The 18,907-nt window shown below is 52.9% G+C and carries 16 protein-coding genes; 15 read left to right on the top strand and 1 reads right to left on the bottom strand.

The window, feature by feature from the left end:
* The first annotated feature begins 328 nt into the window (after nucleotides 1–328).
* The gene (gene dinB / locus B051_RS0107130; RefSeq protein ID WP_018477499.1) at nucleotides 329–1,411 is read left to right on the top strand and encodes a DNA polymerase IV; all 1,083 of its coding nucleotides are present in this window, start codon (nucleotides 329–331) and stop codon (nucleotides 1,409–1,411) included.
* 6 nt (nucleotides 1,412–1,417) lie between these two features.
* On the opposite strand, the gene B051_RS0107125 is transcribed toward dinB, so the two are convergent.
* A complete protein-coding gene (locus B051_RS0107125; protein ID WP_026236240.1) occupies nucleotides 1,418–3,031 on the bottom strand; it encodes a hypothetical protein in 1,614 nt (537 codons plus the stop codon).
* 435 nt (nucleotides 3,032–3,466) lie between these two features.
* Between B051_RS0107125 and B051_RS0107120 the strand changes: the two genes are divergently transcribed.
* The 14 genes from B051_RS0107120 to B051_RS0107055 all read left to right on the top strand — a co-directional run bounded on the left by B051_RS0107120 (nucleotide 3,467) and on the right by B051_RS0107055 (nucleotide 18,855).
* The gene (locus B051_RS0107120) at nucleotides 3,467–5,971 is read left to right on the top strand and encodes a zinc-dependent metalloprotease (RefSeq protein ID WP_018477497.1); all 2,505 of its coding nucleotides are present in this window, start codon (nucleotides 3,467–3,469) and stop codon (nucleotides 5,969–5,971) included.
* A 172-nt stretch (nucleotides 5,972–6,143) separates the two neighbouring features.
* Nucleotides 6,144–7,757 (top strand): CTP synthase, encoded by a 1,614-nt coding sequence (locus tag B051_RS0107115; protein WP_018477496.1) that lies wholly within the window; start codon nucleotides 6,144–6,146, stop codon nucleotides 7,755–7,757.
* Nucleotides 7,758–7,787: 30 nt separating this feature from the next.
* Nucleotides 7,788–9,629, top strand: coding sequence for a membrane protein insertase YidC (gene yidC / locus B051_RS0107110; protein ID WP_026236239.1), 1,842 nt, complete (start codon nucleotides 7,788–7,790; stop codon nucleotides 9,627–9,629).
* Between the two features lie 102 nt (nucleotides 9,630–9,731).
* Complete coding sequence (locus B051_RS21945) at nucleotides 9,732–10,328, top strand: hypothetical protein (RefSeq protein ID WP_157578675.1); 597 nt, start codon at nucleotides 9,732–9,734, stop codon at nucleotides 10,326–10,328.
* A gap of 33 nt (nucleotides 10,329–10,361) precedes the next feature.
* A complete protein-coding gene (locus B051_RS0107100; protein WP_018477493.1) occupies nucleotides 10,362–10,859 on the top strand; it encodes a DUF6438 domain-containing protein in 498 nt (165 codons plus the stop codon).
* A gap of 540 nt (nucleotides 10,860–11,399) precedes the next feature.
* Nucleotides 11,400–12,245: a YsnF/AvaK domain-containing protein gene (locus B051_RS0107095; RefSeq protein WP_018477492.1), complete on the top strand. Its 846-nt coding sequence runs from the start codon at nucleotides 11,400–11,402 to the stop codon at nucleotides 12,243–12,245.
* 233 nt (nucleotides 12,246–12,478) lie between these two features.
* Nucleotides 12,479–13,033, top strand: coding sequence for a YsnF/AvaK domain-containing protein (locus tag B051_RS0107090; RefSeq protein ID WP_018477491.1), 555 nt, complete (start codon nucleotides 12,479–12,481; stop codon nucleotides 13,031–13,033).
* 333 nt (nucleotides 13,034–13,366) lie between these two features.
* Entirely contained in the window at nucleotides 13,367–14,047 is a 681-nt protein-coding gene (locus tag B051_RS0107085; RefSeq protein WP_018477490.1) for a metal-dependent hydrolase, read from the top strand.
* A gap of 7 nt (nucleotides 14,048–14,054) precedes the next feature.
* The gene (locus tag B051_RS0107080; RefSeq protein WP_018477489.1) at nucleotides 14,055–14,837 is read left to right on the top strand and encodes a ParA family protein; all 783 of its coding nucleotides are present in this window, start codon (nucleotides 14,055–14,057) and stop codon (nucleotides 14,835–14,837) included.
* A gap of 12 nt (nucleotides 14,838–14,849) precedes the next feature.
* The gene (locus tag B051_RS0107075) at nucleotides 14,850–15,764 is read left to right on the top strand and encodes a ParB/RepB/Spo0J family partition protein (RefSeq protein ID WP_018477488.1); all 915 of its coding nucleotides are present in this window, start codon (nucleotides 14,850–14,852) and stop codon (nucleotides 15,762–15,764) included.
* Nucleotides 15,765–15,773: 9 nt separating this feature from the next.
* The gene (locus tag B051_RS0107070; protein WP_018477487.1) at nucleotides 15,774–16,421 is read left to right on the top strand and encodes a DUF5683 domain-containing protein; all 648 of its coding nucleotides are present in this window, start codon (nucleotides 15,774–15,776) and stop codon (nucleotides 16,419–16,421) included.
* Nucleotides 16,418–17,134, top strand: a complete 717-nt coding sequence (gene dapB, locus B051_RS0107065; RefSeq protein WP_018477486.1) for a 4-hydroxy-tetrahydrodipicolinate reductase — start codon at nucleotides 16,418–16,420, stop codon at nucleotides 17,132–17,134. Before B051_RS0107070 ends, dapB begins: the two co-directional genes overlap by 4 nt.
* 18 nt (nucleotides 17,135–17,152) lie before the next feature.
* Nucleotides 17,153–18,253, top strand: coding sequence for a signal peptidase I (gene lepB / locus B051_RS0107060; protein WP_018477485.1), 1,101 nt, complete (start codon nucleotides 17,153–17,155; stop codon nucleotides 18,251–18,253).
* 224 nt (nucleotides 18,254–18,477) lie between these two features.
* Nucleotides 18,478–18,855 (top strand): hypothetical protein, encoded by a 378-nt coding sequence (locus tag B051_RS0107055; protein ID WP_018477484.1) that lies wholly within the window; start codon nucleotides 18,478–18,480, stop codon nucleotides 18,853–18,855.
* The last annotated feature ends 52 nt before the right edge of the window (nucleotides 18,856–18,907 follow it).

Genomic DNA, 18,907 nt, shown 5'->3' with positions numbered 1-18,907 from the left:
ACAGAATGGGAGTGCAGGGATTACAGAAGCGTGTGCAGTTTTGGAAGGCGAATGCAGGTATAGCTTTCAGATATAGCAGACATACTTGCACCTGTACCACGATGCAGCAGCCTGAGCCAGGTGCACCTAATGGCGCTCCACTGTCCGAGCGTTCAGCGAGTTTGCAGCGTCTTGATTTTTTTGCTTACTTTTTTCATCCAGGAAAAAAGTAGCTGTCCGCCGCACAGGCGAAGCGATGAAACAGTATAGGTTTGAACCGGTTAAGGCCGCTGTTAGAGGCTAAATCAAGGAGGAAATTCAGTATCTTTGCACCACATTTCTATACCTGGTGAACACAGCAGCCATCCGAAAAATCATCCACATCGACATGGACGCCTTCTTTGCGTCGGTGGAGCAGCGTGACAACCCGGAGCTGCGCGGAAAACCTGTGGCCGTCGGTGGCTCCCGAGCGCGTGGTGTGGTGGCGGCGGCTAGCTACGAGGCCCGCAAGTATGGAGTGTATTCGGCCCTGGCCTCCAAGATAGCCGCCCAGCGCTGCCCGCAGCTCATCTTCGTGAAACCCCGCTTTGAGGTATACAGCGCCGTCTCACGGCAGATTCGGGAGATTTTCCACTCCTTTACCGACTTGGTGGAACCGCTCTCGCTGGATGAGGCTTATCTGGACGTGACCGAGAACAAAATCGGCATGCCCTCCGCTACCATCATCGCCAACCAAATTCGGGCGCGCATACTAGAGGAGACCGGCTTGACAGCCTCCGCGGGCGTTTCGTTCAACAAGTTCCTGGCTAAAATCGCCTCGGATATGAACAAGCCCAACGGCTTCACGCTCATCACCCCGGACAAAGCGGAAGAACTGGTAGCCGGACTGGTAATTGAGAAGTTCCATGGCATCGGCAAGGTGACAGCGGCCAAAATGCAGAGTATGGGCATCCTGACCGGTGCTGACCTGCGGGAGCGTTCTGAAGAGGAACTGGTCCGCCACTTCGGCAAGACGGGCCGCTATTACTTCCGCATCGCCCGCGCCCTGGATGAGCGGGAGGTACAGCCGCACCGCATCCGCAAGTCCATTGGCTCAGAGCATACCTTTGAGGTGGACCTCACAGAGGAGGAGGATATGCTGGAACAGCTGGAGCGACTATCCAAAGAGGTGGCGCAGGACCTGGAGCGCCTGCAGGCAACAGCCAAAACAGTCACCGTCAAAATCAAGTACTTCGACTTCACCCTCAACACGCGAAGCAAAACTTACCTGAGTGAGTTCAAGTCTGCAGAGGCCATCTATACCATTGCCCGTGACCTGCTGCGCACGCCGCAGCTCCCGCAATACCCGGTGCGCCTGTTGGGCGTATCCGTCTCCAGCCTGCTTTACCAGCACGACAAGCAGGAAGGCTATCAGCTCACGCTGGAATTCTGATACACCTCATTTCTTCGCCTGTTTTCGGGCGTATAGGATGCTCTCCCGGTCACTGTCAGCCTTGGCTGAGTTTTTCACTAAAGCCGAGTAATAGTTCATAGCCTTTTGCCGGTCCTTGGCCATTTCCGCTGCACGGGCGGCCCCGTATAGGCTGTTGAGCCGGTTAGGCGATACCTGCAGGCTGGCCTCATACGCTACTTCCGCCTCCTGGGGCTTTTTGGCGAGTAACAGCATATCTCCCAGCAGTTCCCTGGCTGGAAGTATGGCACCGGGCGTGACTGGATGTTTGTCGAGGGCATCCTCCTTGTCTGCAGATTCCCGCATCAGAGTCAGCGCCTTGTTTTTATCCCCTCGCTGGTACTCCAGCCAGGCCTCCACCGCCTTTTGCTGCGCCTCCGCCTGGGCCGCCCAATAGGTGTCGCTGGAGTTGGTGAGCTGTGTCTGGAGCTTTCCCAGCGCTGCGATTGACTCCTCTGCCACGGCTGTATTGCCGGAACGGGCGCCACCGATGCCCCTGGCGAAATGTGTCAGGGCTTCTGCCCCTGGATATTTCTCCCAGGGGAAGTTCTCAGGTGACCTCACCGGCAGCTGCGCCGCCTCCGCCCATTTGCCTCTTTCCAAAGCATTGCGGGCCGGTGTGGCGGCCAAGGCATAGGCGGTGGCAAAAGTAGGCTGGTACTTGGGCACTTCCAGCATCTGCGCTACTACATCCTGTGCTTTTTTGTCCTGCCCTTGCTGCAAGTAGCCATAAGCCATGTAGTCCAAGGCATGGGCATAGTGCGTTGACATTTCCTCTTTAGCAGACTGCCGCATGGCTGCCTCCGCTGACCGGATGTTCCAATCCACAGCATCGGGCCATTGGCCCAACCGAACGAAAATGTGGCTGGGCATGTGCAGGGCGTGGGGCACGTCTGGGGCAATACGCTCGTATTCCCGCGCCACCTTCACGGCACGGCTAGCCAGCGATGGGTTATCGTAAGCGTGGATGATGTAATGGAACAGGCCCGGGTGGTCAGGGTTTTTGGCATTTAAGTTTTCCAGCAGCTCCCCTGCCGCCTTCTGCTTAGCGTATGTTTTGTCGGTTTTGGGAGCCGTAGCTAATTGAGCCAGGGCAAAGAAGGTGGTGGCTTCCGCATCCTCTGGAAAAGCCTCGTGCAGCGCCTGAAACCCGGTCTCAAAAGCCTTCAGTTGGTCCGCATAACTGGTATTCTTCCAATTCTCATAGAAATTAGCCGCCGCTTTGATGTAGGCCGCTTCACGGGCCGTCAGGTTCTTTTGCTGGGCGGCCTTTTCCAGTGCGGACTGTCCTTTCTGTAGGTTTTCGTCAGAGGGTCTTTCACCCCAGAGCGGGTGGATGACGCTCATCGCGATGCCCCACTGTGCCATGGCACAATCTGGAGCAGCTTCGGCGGCTTCAGAAAATTCCTGCTCCGCCTGTTCGTACATCATGTGGTGCATGAGCGCCAGGCCCGAGTTGAACCGCTGCTGCGCCGCTGGGCTACAGGAGGTCTGCAAGTTTACGGTACCGTGTTTGGTTTTATGGCCTTGCGCCAGACTGAATTGGATGGTCAACGGAAGGACCAGGCAAAATAAAACTACTACTTTACTTATCTTCTTCATACGGTTTGGGAAGGGACAGTTGGTTTGAATGTTCAGCAGAAGCACGGACGAGATTCGTCACCAGGTAAGCGCAGGGGGGCTGTAATTGACACAGGATAGCATCAAAGGCAGCATCGGGTGGGGCTATCCTGTTTTTTACTCTATCAGCGTGGCTTTGTTTTAAGAATAACCATTTAATTTAGCTTCGTCTTCAGCTAATTCCGAGATGAAGATGCATCTCCATACTTCCGTTGCTATACCTGCTGACCCAAAATTAAATCCATTTAAAATCAGCAACATAGCTTTTTCTCAGGTATACCGCCTGCGCAGCTGATTAAACTATCTTCCATTCAAGCAGTCTCAGAGTAATCTGAGCATGTTTTGGAGCTTCAGCACCTTGTATTTTCTTAGATAACACCTTTACTACTTAACCAATCTAACCTAAACCTTTACCTGATGAGTAAAAATGTACGCTATGCGCAGCTGGCGACCTTACTGCTGGCCGGTGCGCTCATAGCACCGCCTTCCTTCGCCCAAAGCAAGGAAAAGAAGAAGAAAAAGGCCAAACAGGAGGCCACTACAACACAGGATGCCCCTGCTCCCAAGAAAGAGGAGAATGGCGTGAAACCCTACAGCAGCGTCATTACGGCCAACGCCGTGACAGATGAGGGCCTGTTCAAGGTGCACCGCATCGACGAGAAGTATTTCTACGAAATCCCAGACACGCTGCTCCACCGCGACATGCTCATGGTGAGCCGTATCGCCAAGACCGCTACCAACATTGGCTATGGCGGAGAGGAGCTGAACCGCCAGATGCTGCGCTGGGAGAAGAAAGGCAACCGCATCCTGTTGCGCCTCATCTCCTACCAAAATGTGGCCAACGACACTTTGGAGATTTTCCATTCGGTTCAGAACTCCAACCTGGCTCCGGTGATACAGGCATTCGACATCAAGGCCTACAACAACGGTACATCGGTGGTGGAAGTGACCGACTTCTTCTCCAGAGACGTACCGGCACTGGGCCTGGACAAAGAGAACCGCGACAAGTACAAAGTGAAGCGTCTGGATGATAAGCGTTCCTTTGTGGAAGGCATCAAAAGTTTCCCGACCAACATCGAGGCCCGTTCCTTAATGACGTACGAGGCGTCTGAGCCGCCTGCCAACTCCAGCGCGGGCACCATCTCCCTGGAGCTGAACCACTCCATGCTGCTCCTGCCGAAGGTGCCGATGCCGGCCCGGCGTTTCGACCAGCGCGTAGGGTACTTCACCCTGTCGCAGACGGACTACGGCACCGACGAGCAGCGGGCCGCCAAGCGCCGCTACATTGTGCGCTGGAAACTGGAGCCAAAAGACAAGGAAGCCTATGCCCGTGGTGAACTAGTGGAGCCGGTGAAACCCATCGTCTACTACATTGACCCGGCCACCCCCACGAAATGGCGCCCCTACCTGAAGCAAGGAGTACAGGACTGGCAAAAGGCGTTTGAAGCCGCTGGTTTCAAGAATGCTATCATTGCCAAGGATGCCCCTACCTTTGAGGAGGACCCTGAGTTCAGCACTGAGGATGCGCGCTACTCCGTTATCCGTTACTTCTCTTCTGAGACACAGAACGCCTACGGCCCGAACGTGCACGACCCGCGCTCCGGCGAGATTCTGGAGAGCCACATCGGCTGGTACCATAACGTGATGAACCTGCTCCGCAACTGGTACTTCATTCAGACGGCGGCCATCAACCCGGATGCCCGTAGCATCAAGTTCAAGGACGAGGTGATGGGCGAACTGATCCGCTTCGTGGCTGCCCACGAGGTAGGCCATACCTTGGGTCTGCCGCACAACATGGGCTCCAGCGCCGCCTACCCGGTAGAAAAACTGCGCGACTCCAAATTCACGAAGGAAATGGGCACTGCCCCTTCCATCATGGACTACGCCCGCTTCAACTACGTGGCGCAGCCTGAGGACAATGGTGTAGCGCTGATGCCAGGTATAGGCGTGTATGACAAATACTCTGTGAAATGGGGTTACTCCTACTTCCCGGAAACCAACGGGTATGACAACCCAGAGAAACTGGCCAAATGGATTCGTGAGAAGGAAGATGACCCGATGTACCGCTTCGGCAGACAGCAGGGCAGCCCGGTGGACCCGTCTTCGCAGACCGAGGACCTGGGCGATGACGCCATGCTGGCCAGCAACTACGGCATCAAGAACCTGAAGCGCATCATGCCGCAGCTAATTGAGTGGACCTCAGAGGACAACAAGAACTACGAGGACCTGCAGGAGATGTACACCCAGGTGCTGGGCCAGTGGAACCGCTACATGGGCCACGTGACCGCCAACATCGGGGGCGTGTATGAGAACTACAAGACCTACGATCAGAAGGGGGACGTATATGCCGCCGTGCCGAAGGAGAAGCAGCAGCGCGCCATGAAGTTCCTCAACGAGCAGGGCTTTGCCACCCCGACCTGGATGCTGGACCAGAATATCCTGCGAAAGATAGAGTCGGCGGGCGCCCTGGAGCGCGTACGCACGGCACAGGTGAACATCCTGAACAATGTGCTGGAGCCGGGCCGCATGCAGCGCCTGCTGGAGGCACAGGCCTCATTGGGCAGCAAAACCTATACCTTGCCCGAGATGATGGCCGACCTGCGCAACGGCCTCTGGTCAGAAATCGGAACCGGCAAGACAGTAGATATGTACCGCCGAAACCTGCAGCGTGGCTACCTCGACCGCATGGAGTACCTGATGAAGGAGGAGCAGCGCTCCGTTCCGGCAGGTGCCCGCGCCTTCATGGGCTTCACATCGGTGAACGTGTCGCAGTCTGATATACGACCGATGGTACGCGGCGAGCTGACGGCTTTGCGCAACCAAATCAGGGCTTCCATGCCGAAGACACAGGATACGATGACCAAGTACCACTTGCAGGACGCACTGGTGCGCATCGACAACATCCTGAACCCGAAAAGTTAAATTTCCTGTTTTCATTGGAAAAGCCCCGGCTAGCTTAGCCGGGGCTTTTTATTTGGATTCTCCCTTGAATATTAACTAAGATATACTATGCAACGCCAGAACAGCCAAAGCGACTTACCATTAAATCAAATATATCTTGTACCTTTGCAGTCCATAAGACTTACCCTAACTTATGGCTGCTAAATATATTTTTGTTACGGGAGGCGTTACCTCCTCTCTTGGAAAAGGTATCATCTCCGCTTCACTTGCTAAGTTGCTGCAGGCAAGGGGCTTCTCTGTAACAATCCAGAAATTCGACCCTTATATCAACATCGACCCGGGCACGCTCAACCCCTACGAGCATGGTGAGTGCTATGTGACCGAAGACGGCGCAGAAACCGACCTAGACCTGGGACACTACGAGCGTTTCCTGAACAACCCCACCTCACAGGCCAACAACGTGACTACGGGCCGCATCTATTACAACGTGATTACGCAGGAGCGCCAAGGAGCCTATTTGGGCAAAACGGTGCAGGTGGTGCCCCACATCACCGACGAAATCAAGCGCCGCATGCTGCTCCTGGGCGAGTCTGGTGAGTTTGACATCGTGATAACGGAGATTGGTGGCTGCGTAGGCGATATTGAGTCGCTGCCTTTTATCGAGGCCGTGCGCCAGCTGCGCTGGGAACTGGGCGTAAACGAGACCTGTGTCATCCACCTGACCCTGGTGCCCTACCTCAAGGCCGCCGGTGAACTCAAGACCAAACCCACACAACACTCTGTTCGCGACCTTTCGGAGGCGGGTGTGCAGCCGGACATTCTGGTTTGTCGCTCCGAATACCATATACCAACAGATTTGCGCAAGAAAATCGCGCTGTTCTGCAACGTAAAACAAAACTCCGTTATTGAGTCTATTGACGCGGAGACTATATACGACGTGCCGCTGCTCATGCGCAAAGAGAAGCTGGATGAGCGCGTAATTGGCAAACTCAAGCTGCCGCACCGGGCTGAACCGGAGCTGGAAAGCTGGAAAGAATTCTTGGGGAAACTGAAAAACCCCACGGCTGAGGTGAACATCGCCTTGGTTGGCAAGTATGTGGAGCTGCCAGATGCCTATAAATCGATTGTGGAATCATTCGTTCATGCGGGTGCGGCCAACGAGTGCAAGGTGAACATCAAGTGGTTCCAATCTGAGAACATCACCAACGAGAACGTAGCCAGCTTGCTGCGTGGCATGGACGGCGTGCTTGTGGCGCCAGGCTTTGGTGAGCGCGGCTTCAAAGGCAAACTGGAGTCCATCCGGTTTGTGCGCGAGGCAGGTATACCGTTCCTGGGGATTTGCCTAGGTATGCAGTGCGCCGCCGTGGAATTCGCCCGCAACGTGCTGGGGCTGGAAAACGCCGCCTCTACAGAAATGGACCCGGAGACGCCTTTCCCTATCATCGATTTGATGGAGGGGCAGAAGGAAATCACCCAGAAAGGCGGAACCATGCGCCTTGGAGCCTATACCTGTGAACTAAAGAAGGGCACAAAAGCATTTTCTATTTATGGCAAGTCCAAAATTTCGGAGCGCCACCGTCACCGTTACGAATTCAACAACAAGTTCCTGCCCGAATTTGAGCAGGCAGGCATGATTGCCTCGGGCATCAACCCGGATACGGGGCTGGTGGAGGTGATAGAGCTGCAGAACCACCCATGGTTCGTGGCGGCGCAGTACCATCCTGAACTGAAGAGCACGGTGCTCAACCCACACCCGCTTTTCGTGAAGTTTGTGAAGGCGGCCATGAATTTTTCAAAACCTAAATAAGCAATAACCTACACAACTCAGTAAAATTAAATGGATAGAAATCAAGCTATTGGCTTTGGATTGATTGCCGTGCTCCTGCTGGCTTACTCCTTCTTCTTCTCGGGTACGACGGAAGAAGCCAACAGACAGGCCGTTGAACAGACAGCCAAGGTGGAGCAGGTGCAGCCGTCTCCGGAAGCCGTTGCAGTGGATGACTCACTGGCGCAGGTACGCAGAGCGGCCGCGCTCGGTGCCTTCAGTGCCGCTGCCACAGGCGAGGAGAGCACCACTACCCTCGAAAATCAGCAGATGCGCGTTACCTTCAACAGCAAGGGTGGCCAGGTAGAGGAGGTTCTGCTCAAAAATTACAAAACCTATACCGGCGAGCCATTGGTGCTGTTCGACAAGGAAAGCAGCCAGACCGATGTGCAGTTCACCACCAACGATGGCAAGACGGTGCGCTTGTCTGACTTGTTCTTCACCCCTTCTGAGGTGCAGCGCGGCACTGTTGGCGAGGAATCTGCCCAGACCATCACCTATCGTGCCCAGCTTGGCGAGGGACAGTACATCGACCAGACCTATACCTTGATGGACAACAGCTTCCAGGTAGGTTACAAGCTGGATTTCAAGGGACTCAACGAACAAATCAGCGGCAACACGCTGACCATGGTATGGAACGACCGCCTGAAGCAGTTGGAGAAGGACATGCCACAGAACCGTGCCAAGTCCACCATCAACTACTACACCGCTGACGAGAGCTTCGACTACCTGTCCATTTCAGAGGGTACGGAAACCGAGACGCTGACCGAGCCCGTAAAATGGGTGGCTAACAAGCAGAACTTTTTCACGGCGGGCATCATCGCTACCAACACGTTTGCAGGGGCTAAGCTGGAGTCTGTCACTGACCCGGCCGACTCTTTGGTGGTGAAGACGCTCTCCTCCCAGATTCTGGTTCCGACGCAGGACGTTCTTTCAGGCAAAGGCGAGTTCACTTACTACTTCGGCCCGAATGATTACAAGATTCTGAAGCACATGGGCAATGAGTTCAACAAGAACCTGGACCTGGGTTGGGGCATCTTCTCCTATGTGAACAAGTGGATTATAATCCCAGCCTTCGACTTCCTGGAGAACTACATCGGCAACTATGGTATCATCATCATCCTGTTGGTGCTGTACATCAAAATGATTCTGTTGCCGCTGACCTACAAGTCTTACCTGTCCATGGCGAAGATGAAGGTGCTCAAGCCAGAGATTGACGCCATCAAAGAGAGCAACGACGGTGACATGCAGAAGACCCAGATGGAGACGATGAAGCTTTACTCCGAGATGGGCGTGAACCCGCTGAGCGGCTGTATCCCGATGCTGCTGCAGATTCCGATTCTGTTCGCGATGTTCAACTTCTTCCCGAACTCCATTGAACTGCGCCAGGAAGCATTCCTGTGGGCCGATGACCTTTCAACCTACGACGTGTTCGCCCGCCTTCCCTTCACCATACCTTTCTATGGTGACCACGTGAGTATGTTCACGCTGCTCATGACGGCCTCAACGATACTCTATACCTGGTCCAACAACCAGATGAACACCATGCAGGGTCCTATGAAGACGTACTCCTACCTGATGCCTATTATCTTCATGTTCGTGCTGAACTCCTTCCCGGCAGGTCTTTCCTTCTACTACTTCGTTTCCAACATGGTGACATTCGGTCAGCAGGCCATCATCCGCCGATTCGTGGATGAAGGCAAAATCAGAACGCGACTGGAGGAGAACAGAGACAAGCGCAAAGAGAAGAAGAAGACAGGCGGTCCGTCGTTCACCGAGCGCATGCAGGAGGCCATGCGCGCCGCCTCTGAGAAAGAGCAGCAGCGCCGCAACAACCCGAAGCTCAAGAAATAAGCAACTGCTATACCTGACGAAAAGCCTTCCCATTCCTTGGGGAGGCTTTTTTGTTGGCTATACCTGGCGTTCTTGCGTATAGAGGAACACATATATACACCCATGCGAAAGAACCCACTCCCCTACTTCCTGCTCCCTATGGCACTTTTGATGTCTGTTTCAGGCTGTCAGCAAAAGGCCGAGGAAGAGTCAACCCTAGCCAGTACGCACCCAAAACTGGAGGAGAGCCTGCAGCAGGATTCCCTTACCACGCCTGTTTCATCAGGTGAAAACACCGAGGTGTACCAGCGCTACCGCCTTCGGATGGACGCCTACCAGACAGACCAGGCCTATCGCGTGGAAGAGCGGTACAAGGGCCCGCTGGCTCCCCTGGATGAGACAACCCATGCCGATGCCGCCAAATACAGAACCGCCCTCCAGGAAGGCCTGAAACAGGGCGTGAACTTCGCCGGACAGTACACAGTCGTGACGGTAGGCTGTGGCACTACCTGCCAGGAGCATTACGTAGTGGACAGCAGCAGCGGCAAGCTGCTGGACAAACTGCAGAGCAGCACAGGCGCCAGCTATACCCCAGAAAGCCGCATCTTCATCGTCAATCCACCCGACTCCTCTCTCAACTATGTAGACTGCCCCTACTGTGAACCGGAAGCATACGTGTTCGACGAAAATGGCTTCAGGAAACTTCCCAAAGGCCAATAGCGTGCTATACCTGAAACTGAAAGAAGAACCGATATGCCTGACATCCTGAAACTGGCCCTGCTGTCTCTCCTGCCCTTCCTGAGCCTGACGGTGCTAGCGGGTTGCCGGGGCGGGCAACAGCAGGAGCAACAAAATAGCAGCCCGTTCCTGAACTTCCAGAAGACGCCCTGCCTGGGAATCTGCCCCTCCTATGAAGCGGCCATTGCCACAGATGGCATCATCCGCTACGTAGGTTGGGAGCACGTGCCTGTAAAGGACACGGTATACTTTCAACTGTCAGACGATGAGATGCAGGTGCTGCGACAGGAGGTGGCGCAACTAAATCCCAGCACCCTAAGCAGCACCTACCTCACCGAGTGGTCCGATATGCCCTCCACCATCACCACGTTTTACCAGGACGGAAAAGAAGTAAAGCGCGTCAAGCAGGAAGAAGGCGGTCCGCAGCAGCTGCTCACGTTCCAGGAGAACCTGCACCAACGCATCATGCGGCTCGTGGAAGCGGAAGCCCAGCGGCGGTTGCCCGTAAAATAAATTGATTTATTTCCCTCGCCGTCTAACAGCTACTCCAGACGCTTGCTGCTATACCCAATGCTGCCCTTAACACAGCGCTGTGTGCATTTTTTGTTGTATATAAACAAACGTATATAGGACTTATTAAAGCAATAAAACAGGGGATATTCTATATCCTCTCATAACCCTTGCCGCGCCAGCCCGTAAAAAAACACATGAGTTACAAGAAAGGCTAATTTGAAAAGTTATATTTATATATATGTTTTGGAGCGATAAACAAGATAACACTTTAAAAAAGTTAAATATAAAGAATAACCTATAGTATAGCCAGCTTTTCAAATGTGTCCAAATTCTTAACTCTATTGGCATCGCGCTTAGTTAGTAACCCTAAACAGGATTTACTTCACCAATGCAGTGCACCGTATCAGGCACTGCTACTACTGTATGCCAATACAAAACTGAAAACAAGGATTTGACTATCCTTTAAAAATAGTAGGGGCTATGGAGCTGCCCTGTCAGTCGGCAAAAATGCTCCTATGTTCAATTTAGACCAACAAAACTATGACACGACAAACGGTAATAGGAATTTTTAAAGAAGGTATAGATGCACAAGCCGCTGTACAGAAGCTGGAAAGCACACATCATATCGGCCGCAACAAAGTGGATATAGCCAACCCTGGCTCAAGCACAGCCCAGCAAGTGAAGAGCAGTACTGCAGACCGAGACAAAGACAGCGTGAGCGGTTTTTTCGGGTCGCTTTTTGGCAGCAGCGATGAGGCCACCAAACATACGCAGGCAGCCCGTAGAGGCTGGGTAGTAACGGTTCACGCCGACTCGCAGCAGGAAGCTCAAAAAGCAGCTGAAGTATTGGACTCCTGTGGTGCCGTAGACGTGGATGAGCACAGCATGCAGAGCAATAATCCGCAGGCAGGTATGGCCACCCCACCACAAGGCACTGCCCACACCACCAGAACCGACCAGACTAGCAATACAGACAGAACAATTCCGATTATGGAGGAGCGTCTGAATGTGGGCAAGCGGGAAGTAGAGCAAGGCGGTGTTCGCATGAGAAGCCGCATTGTGGAGCGTCCTGTGGAAGAGCACCTGCGCCTGCGTGAAGAGCACGTGGATATTGAGCGAAACAAGGTGAACAGACCAGCTACTGAACGTGATTTCCAGAACTTCAAAGAAGGTGAAATCAATATCACTGAGCGCGCCGAGGTGCCTGTTGTAAACAAAGAAGCCCGTGTGGTGGAAGAAATCAAGGTAGGCAAACACACCGAGACACGCGATGAGACTGTACGAGACACGGTACGCAAGACGGACGTGGACGTAAACAGAATAGACTCGAAAGATGACCCGAGAAAACCGGGCAATACGCCTGGAACTGATCCTCGAAATAGATAGTCTATAGTTTCTTATACATAGAGAGAGGCAGCCGCTAAGCGGCTGCCTCTTTTCTTTTGTCCTTACCAGCGCGATGTTCCCGACAACTTTCCAGGTATAGCTCGTGCCATAAGGCAGCCTGTAGCACCAATGCATTATAAACCAAAACTATAGCCACACCCACCCGTAAAAAATCAGGCGCATCGGCGCCCACAGGAATAAGCAGGGAAAAGAACTAACATAATCCAGAAAACATGAATAAGAAAACAGACAAATTAAAATCAGAGTTTGATGAAAAACTGCGGGAGGGACACACCAACGACCCAGTTGGAGATAGTGTCAGGCAGGATGCTTATATCCCAGGAAGTGCCGAGGAAATACGACTGGAAGAACGGAACCGCCTGGAGGAAAAGGACGAGCACATCGAGACCATACCTGTAATAGAGGAGCGCGTGCAAGTGGACAAGGATGTGGTGGAAACCGGCCGGGTTCGCATCTCAAAAGACGTGCATGAAGAAGAGGTGACCGTAGACCTGCCCACCGTGTTTGAGGAAACCGACATAGAGCGGGTTGAGATAAACCAGTATGTAGACACTCCCCCACCTCCCATCCGCTACGAAGGCGACAAGATGATTATACCTGTCACCAGGGAGGTGCTGGTGGTTGAGAAGCGCATACTGGTAGTCGAGGAACTGCATATAACCAAGCGCCGCACCGAGAAGCACGACACCGAGCAGGTAACGCTGCGTCGCGAGGAGGTACGCGTTGACCGCCAACGAAACGAAAACCTGGACCCGGACAGGCGCTAAGGAACGGTGTCTATACCTTCCAGAAAAAAACAACAAGCTAGCCAGTGAAATAACTCGTTCCACGGCTCGTTAGCAATAGCATACAAGCAACCAGAGACCCGGTGCCGTGGCAGGTATACTGCCACAGCACCGGGTCTTGTGGTACTATAAAATCTGGCCTCAGAGCAGTATAGGCCTTTTCCATATAGGAAACCGCTAATGTGGATAACCCCCGAAATCGTGGATAAAAATATGCCCCGCCTGCCGTGGAACATCGTTCATTCTGAACAAAAACGTGTATCTTTGTAGAAGTTGATTACCTGTTACAGTTAACCAAACCTAAACGCGAGAACTATGGAAATAACGTACTACGGCCAGTCCTGCTTTCTTTTCAAGATAGGCGAACACCGGATTCTATTCGACCCGTTCATCTCTCCCAACGAGCTGGCCTCGGACATAGACGTTGACAGCATCAAGACAGATTACATCCTGCTCTCACACGGCCACCAAGACCATGTGCACGACGCAGAGCGCATCGCCAAAAACAACGATGCCACCATAGTGGCTACTTTTGAGATTGCCAGCTGGTATGGCCAGAAGGGGATTGAAAAAACCCACCCGATGAACACAGGCGGCAAAGTGACAATGCCCTTTGGTACCGTAAAGATGGTGAACGCCATCCACTCCAGTTCCTTGCCAGATGGCACGTATGCAGGCAGTGCGGCAGGTTTCGTGGTAGAAACAGAGAACCAGACATTTTATTTCGCCGGCGATACCGCCCTCACCTACGACATGAAGCTCATTCCAGAGCAGTTTGACCTGGACTTTGCCTTGCTCCCTATCGGCGACAATTTCACCATGGACATCCACGATGCCCTGGTAGCCGCTGATTTCGTGCAGGTGGACAGGGTAATAGGCATGCACTATGATACTTTCCCTTATATCCAGATTGACCACGAGGAGGTGAAGGAAGTGGCGCAGATGGCCGGCAAGGAACTTATATTGATGGAGATAGGTCAGACTATAAACCTATAATTTTTAGATGGGAAAAATAATCGCGGTTGCAAACCAAAAAGGTGGCGTAGGCAAGACCACCACAGCCATTAACCTGGCTGCGAGCCTGGCAGCCCTAGAATATAGAACACTGCTGGTTGACGCAGACCCCCAGGCGAACGCCACGTCGGGACTCGGTTTCGACCCGGCCAGCATCACCACCAGCATCTACGAGTGCATGGTAGAGGATGTGAAAATACAAGACATCGTCCTGAACTCCCCCAACGTGGAGTTTCTGGACCTGATTCCCTCGCACATCGACCTGGTAGGAGCTGAAGTGGAGATGATTAACGTGCCCAACCGGGAAGAGAAGATGCGCGAGGCGCTGGCTCCCATAAAGGATGTATACGACTTCATCATCATCGACTGCTCCCCTTCCCTGGGCCTCATCACCGTCAACTCGCTTACGGCGGCCGACTCCGTGGTGATACCGGTGCAGTGCGAGTACTTCGCCTTGGAAGGCTTAGGCAAGCTCTTGAACACGATTAAAATCATACAGTCACGCCTTAACCCGGAACTCTCCATAGAGGGTATCCTGCTGACGATGTATGACGTGCGCCTGCGCCTGAGCAACCAGGTGGTGGAAGAGGTGAAGACGCACTTCCAGCAGATGGTGTTCGATACCATCATCCCCAGAAACGTGAAGTTGAGCGAGTCGCCTAGCTTTGGTATACCTGCCATTCTGCATGACGCAGAGAGCAAGGGTGCTATGAGCTACCTGAACCTTGCCCGTGAGATAGCAGAGAAGAACAGCGTTGCGCTGGCGAAATAACCTTACCCTTACATGTCCGACAACAAAAAATCAGTACCTGCACGTAAAGGCGGCCTCGGCAGAGGCCTGGGTTCCCTTCTGGAAGGGAACAAGTATACCGGTAAAACTGAGTCTTCCACACTTAACGAAGTCAATACCATCGCAGATATAGCCATTGAATACATACAGACCAACCCGTACCAGCCGCGCACGCACTTTGACCAGACCGCGCTGGAGGAATTGGCTGAGTCTATAAGAATACAGGGCATCATCCAGCCCATCACGGTTCGCCAGCTTGACCAGCATACCTACCAGCTGATATCGGGTGAGCGTCGCTACCAGGCGGCTAAGATGGCCGGGCTGACCACCATACCTGCCTACATCCGCAAGGCCGATGACCAGCAGATGCTGGAGATGGCCCTGATTGAGAACATCCAGCGGGAGAACCTCAACGCCATCGAGATTGCCCTCTCCTACCAGCGCCTGCTCACCGAGTGTAGCCTGAAACAGGAGGAACTGGGCGACCGTGTGGGCAAGAAACGGACTACCGTCACCAACTACCTGCGCCTGCTCAAACTGCCACCGGATATCCAAATCGCCTTGCGTGACAACGTGATTTCCATGGGCCACGCGCGTGCGCTCATTAACATCGACACCATCGAGAAGCAGCTCGAGATTTTCCGCAAGGTGGTGGCCGAAGAACTGTCGGTGCGCAAGGTAGAGGAACTGGTACGCAACGTGCAGAACGCCGGCAGGAAACCTGACCCGCAACAAAAACTGGTGTTCAACAAGTATGAGGAGGAACTGAAGGGAGTGGAATCGCGGCTTTCATCCCAATTCGGCACCAAGATTATTGTCAAGGCGAATAACGACGGCAAAGGCGAAATCAAAATCCCGTTTGTGACGGTGGATGAGCTTAACCGTATTCTGGAGATATTGAACTACTAAGGTCAGAGCATGAGGTTTGCGTCAGGCATCACGATACTTTTGCTGGGGCTGTCATTGCAGCTCTTTTCTGAGCGTGCGCAGGCACAAGTGGTGACTGCCGGCCCTGACTCCGTTATGGTGCTCACGCCGGAGGCGGATTCGGTGGCCCAGGAAAAGAAGTTTTTCCTGAGTGGCCTCAAGGACCTGGGAAGACCTGGAAAGGCAGCGCTTTTTTCAGCCGCACTGCCCGGATTGGGCCAGGCCTACAACGGCGCCTACTGGAAGATTCCTGTTATTTATGCCACGGGCGCGGTGTTGGGCTATTTCCTCATCGACAACAACAACAAGTACCAGGACTTCAGAGCAGCCGTTTTACAGCGACGTACTAATTCCGATAAGTATCAGGACCACCCGATTTACGGCGTTCAGCGTTCCAATGGCTCTGCCCAACTCCTCTACAGCCGCGACTATTATCGCCGCAACCGCGACCTAACTATTATTCTGTCGGTTGGAGCCTATGCCCTGAACATTGCAGAAGCCTATGTGCATGCCCATTTGAAAGACTTTGATGTGGGCGACAACCTGACCCTACGGGTGCAGCCAGACCTTTTTCAAACACCAGCCGCTAACAGCATGACCCCTGGCCTCACCCTTACCCTATACACCCGAACCAAATGAGAATCCTATTGATTGGCTATGGCAAGATGGGCAAAACCATTGAGCAGATGGCCCTGGCTAAAGGTCACCAGATAGCCGGTACCATTGATCATACCAATGCTGAAACCCTCAGCAGCTATACCCCTGCCAATACCGACGTAGCCATTGAATTCACCCATCCGGAGGCCGCATTCGGCAATATTTCCTACTGCCTGAACGCCGGTATACCTGTTGTTTCCGGCTCCACGGGTTGGCTCGACAGGTATAGCGAAGCCGTGCAGCTGTGCCAGGAAAACAAAGGAGCTTTCTTCTATGCCTCCAATTATAGTGTGGGCGTTAATTTGTTTTTCCATTTTAACGAATATATTGCCAGTAAAATGCAGGCCTATAAGGAGTACCAGGTATCCATACGCGAGATACACCACCTGCAGAAAGTTGACAAACCAAGCGGAACAGGTATAACAACCGCCGAAGGTATACTAGCCAGCTACCCTACCCTGAGTGGCTGGGCCGCTGACGACGACTCAGACAAGAGCAAGCTCAACATCATGTCGGAGCGCGAGCCGGACGTGGTAGGAACCCACATCGTGACCTACGCCTCGGAGGTAGACAAGATAGAATTGGGCCACATCGCCCACAGCCGCGCCGGCTTTGCCGAGGGGGCCCTGATAGCTGCTGATTGGCTCAAAGGCCGCCAGGGCGTGTATGGCATGAAAGACATGCTGAACCTATAGTAACAAAACGAATTCTACATGAAAGTAAAGTTTTGGGATAAAAAGCCCGTCACCAAGGAGCCGAAGAAGAAAAAGAGCTTTGCGCGTGAGTGGGGTGATGCCATCCTGTTTGCCGTCATTGCGGCCAGCTTGATTCGCTGGGCTACCTTTGAGGCCTATACCATCCCAACGCCTTCTATGGAGAAGTCGCTGCTGGTAGGTGATTTCCTGTTTGTGAGCAAACTCCACTATGGTCCACGTACGCCTATCACACCGCTGCAGGTGCCGCTCACGCATCAGACCATCTGGGGCACCAACATCCCCTCCTACTCCGATGCCATCCAGCTGAAATCTTACCGCCTTCCGGGCTTTTCGGAAGTGAGCCGCAACGACGTAGTCGTGTTCAACTACCCGCCCGAGGAGCAGCACCCTGCTGATTTGCGCACCAACTACATCAAGCGCTGCATTGGTATTGCCGGCGATTCCATTGAGATACGGGAGATGCAGGTATACATCAACGGTAAGATGGCCGAAAACCCGGAGAAGATGCAGTACAAGTACTTCCTGTCCACGGACCAGCGCCTAGCCGAAAAGTTCTTCCTGGAGCGCGACATCACAGACGTGATTCAGTGGCAGGGCGGCTACATTGTGGACACTTCCCCTGAAAAGGCGCAGGAACTGGCCAAACTGGACTTCATCAAGGAGACCATGTTGCTGAAAGACGAGGCCGGCAAAGGCGACGCCGAGGTGTTCCCGCACGTGCCGAGCAAGTATGAGTGGAACAAGGACAACTTCGGTCCGCTGTACATCCCGAAAGAAGGCGCTACCGTAGCGATTACGCCCGAGACGCTGCCTTTCTACGAGAAGGTGATTACAGGCTATGAGCACAACGACAACGCCGAAGTACGCGAAGGCAAACTGTTCATCGATGGCAAAGAGGCGACCTCCTATACCTTTAAGCAGGACTATTACTTCATGATGGGCGACAACCGCCACAACTCCCTCGACTCCCGCTACTGGGGCTTCGTGCCAGCCGACCACATCGTAGGCAAGGCCGTCCTCATCTGGATGTCAACCGACCCATACGGCAGCTTCCTGGACAAAATCAGATGGAACAGATTGTTTAAGTCGATTGAGTAGAGCGTATAGTAGTGCCATTGAAACCGCCAGTTCTGGAAAGAGCTGGCGGTTTTTTGTTTATACCTCTTGGATTTGGAATGAGGAATAATTGTATATTAGAAGCTCTATATAAGGTGCTAAAAGCGTTAAGATTGAATAAGCACTACACTTGATATATTGCAGATAAACGTCGATGTAGCGTATATCCAGTAGTTGGTGGTAATAGAAATGTATAAAATGAAAGAATGGAAAACTTTAGAATTGGCATTTACCTAATAGTTGTAGCAGTTCTACAGTTCATTACTATTCTTCTCTACGGTTATATAAAAGAAGGGGGAGATATAAATGCTGCATCTATGTATCCAGTAGTTTATTTGATACCCGCTGTAGTCTATAATTTCTTCAGCGGCTTGCTTATATTCATGGTTGAACCGAAGAAGTTACAGGGACAATTCATTCTGCTGCTTTTGCCTGCTTTGATGGCTATTGTTGTAAACGAATCTACTGATACTCTGGGTAAAGGGCTGTATTATGTGATTATAGCGGCCTCTTTACTTATCAATGTAGGGTTCTACTATATTGTGGAGCAGAACAGAAGAACCACCTCCACCAACAAAACCTAAACCACACCAAGGCGTGCTTTAGCCCAGCACGTTGGTAGCCAGTCCAATCTAC

Source organism: Pontibacter roseus DSM 17521, assembly GCF_000373265.1.
Taxonomy (GTDB): domain Bacteria; phylum Bacteroidota; class Bacteroidia; order Cytophagales; family Hymenobacteraceae; genus Pontibacter; species Pontibacter roseus.
This window is presented reverse-complemented; position numbering and strand designations above follow the sequence as displayed.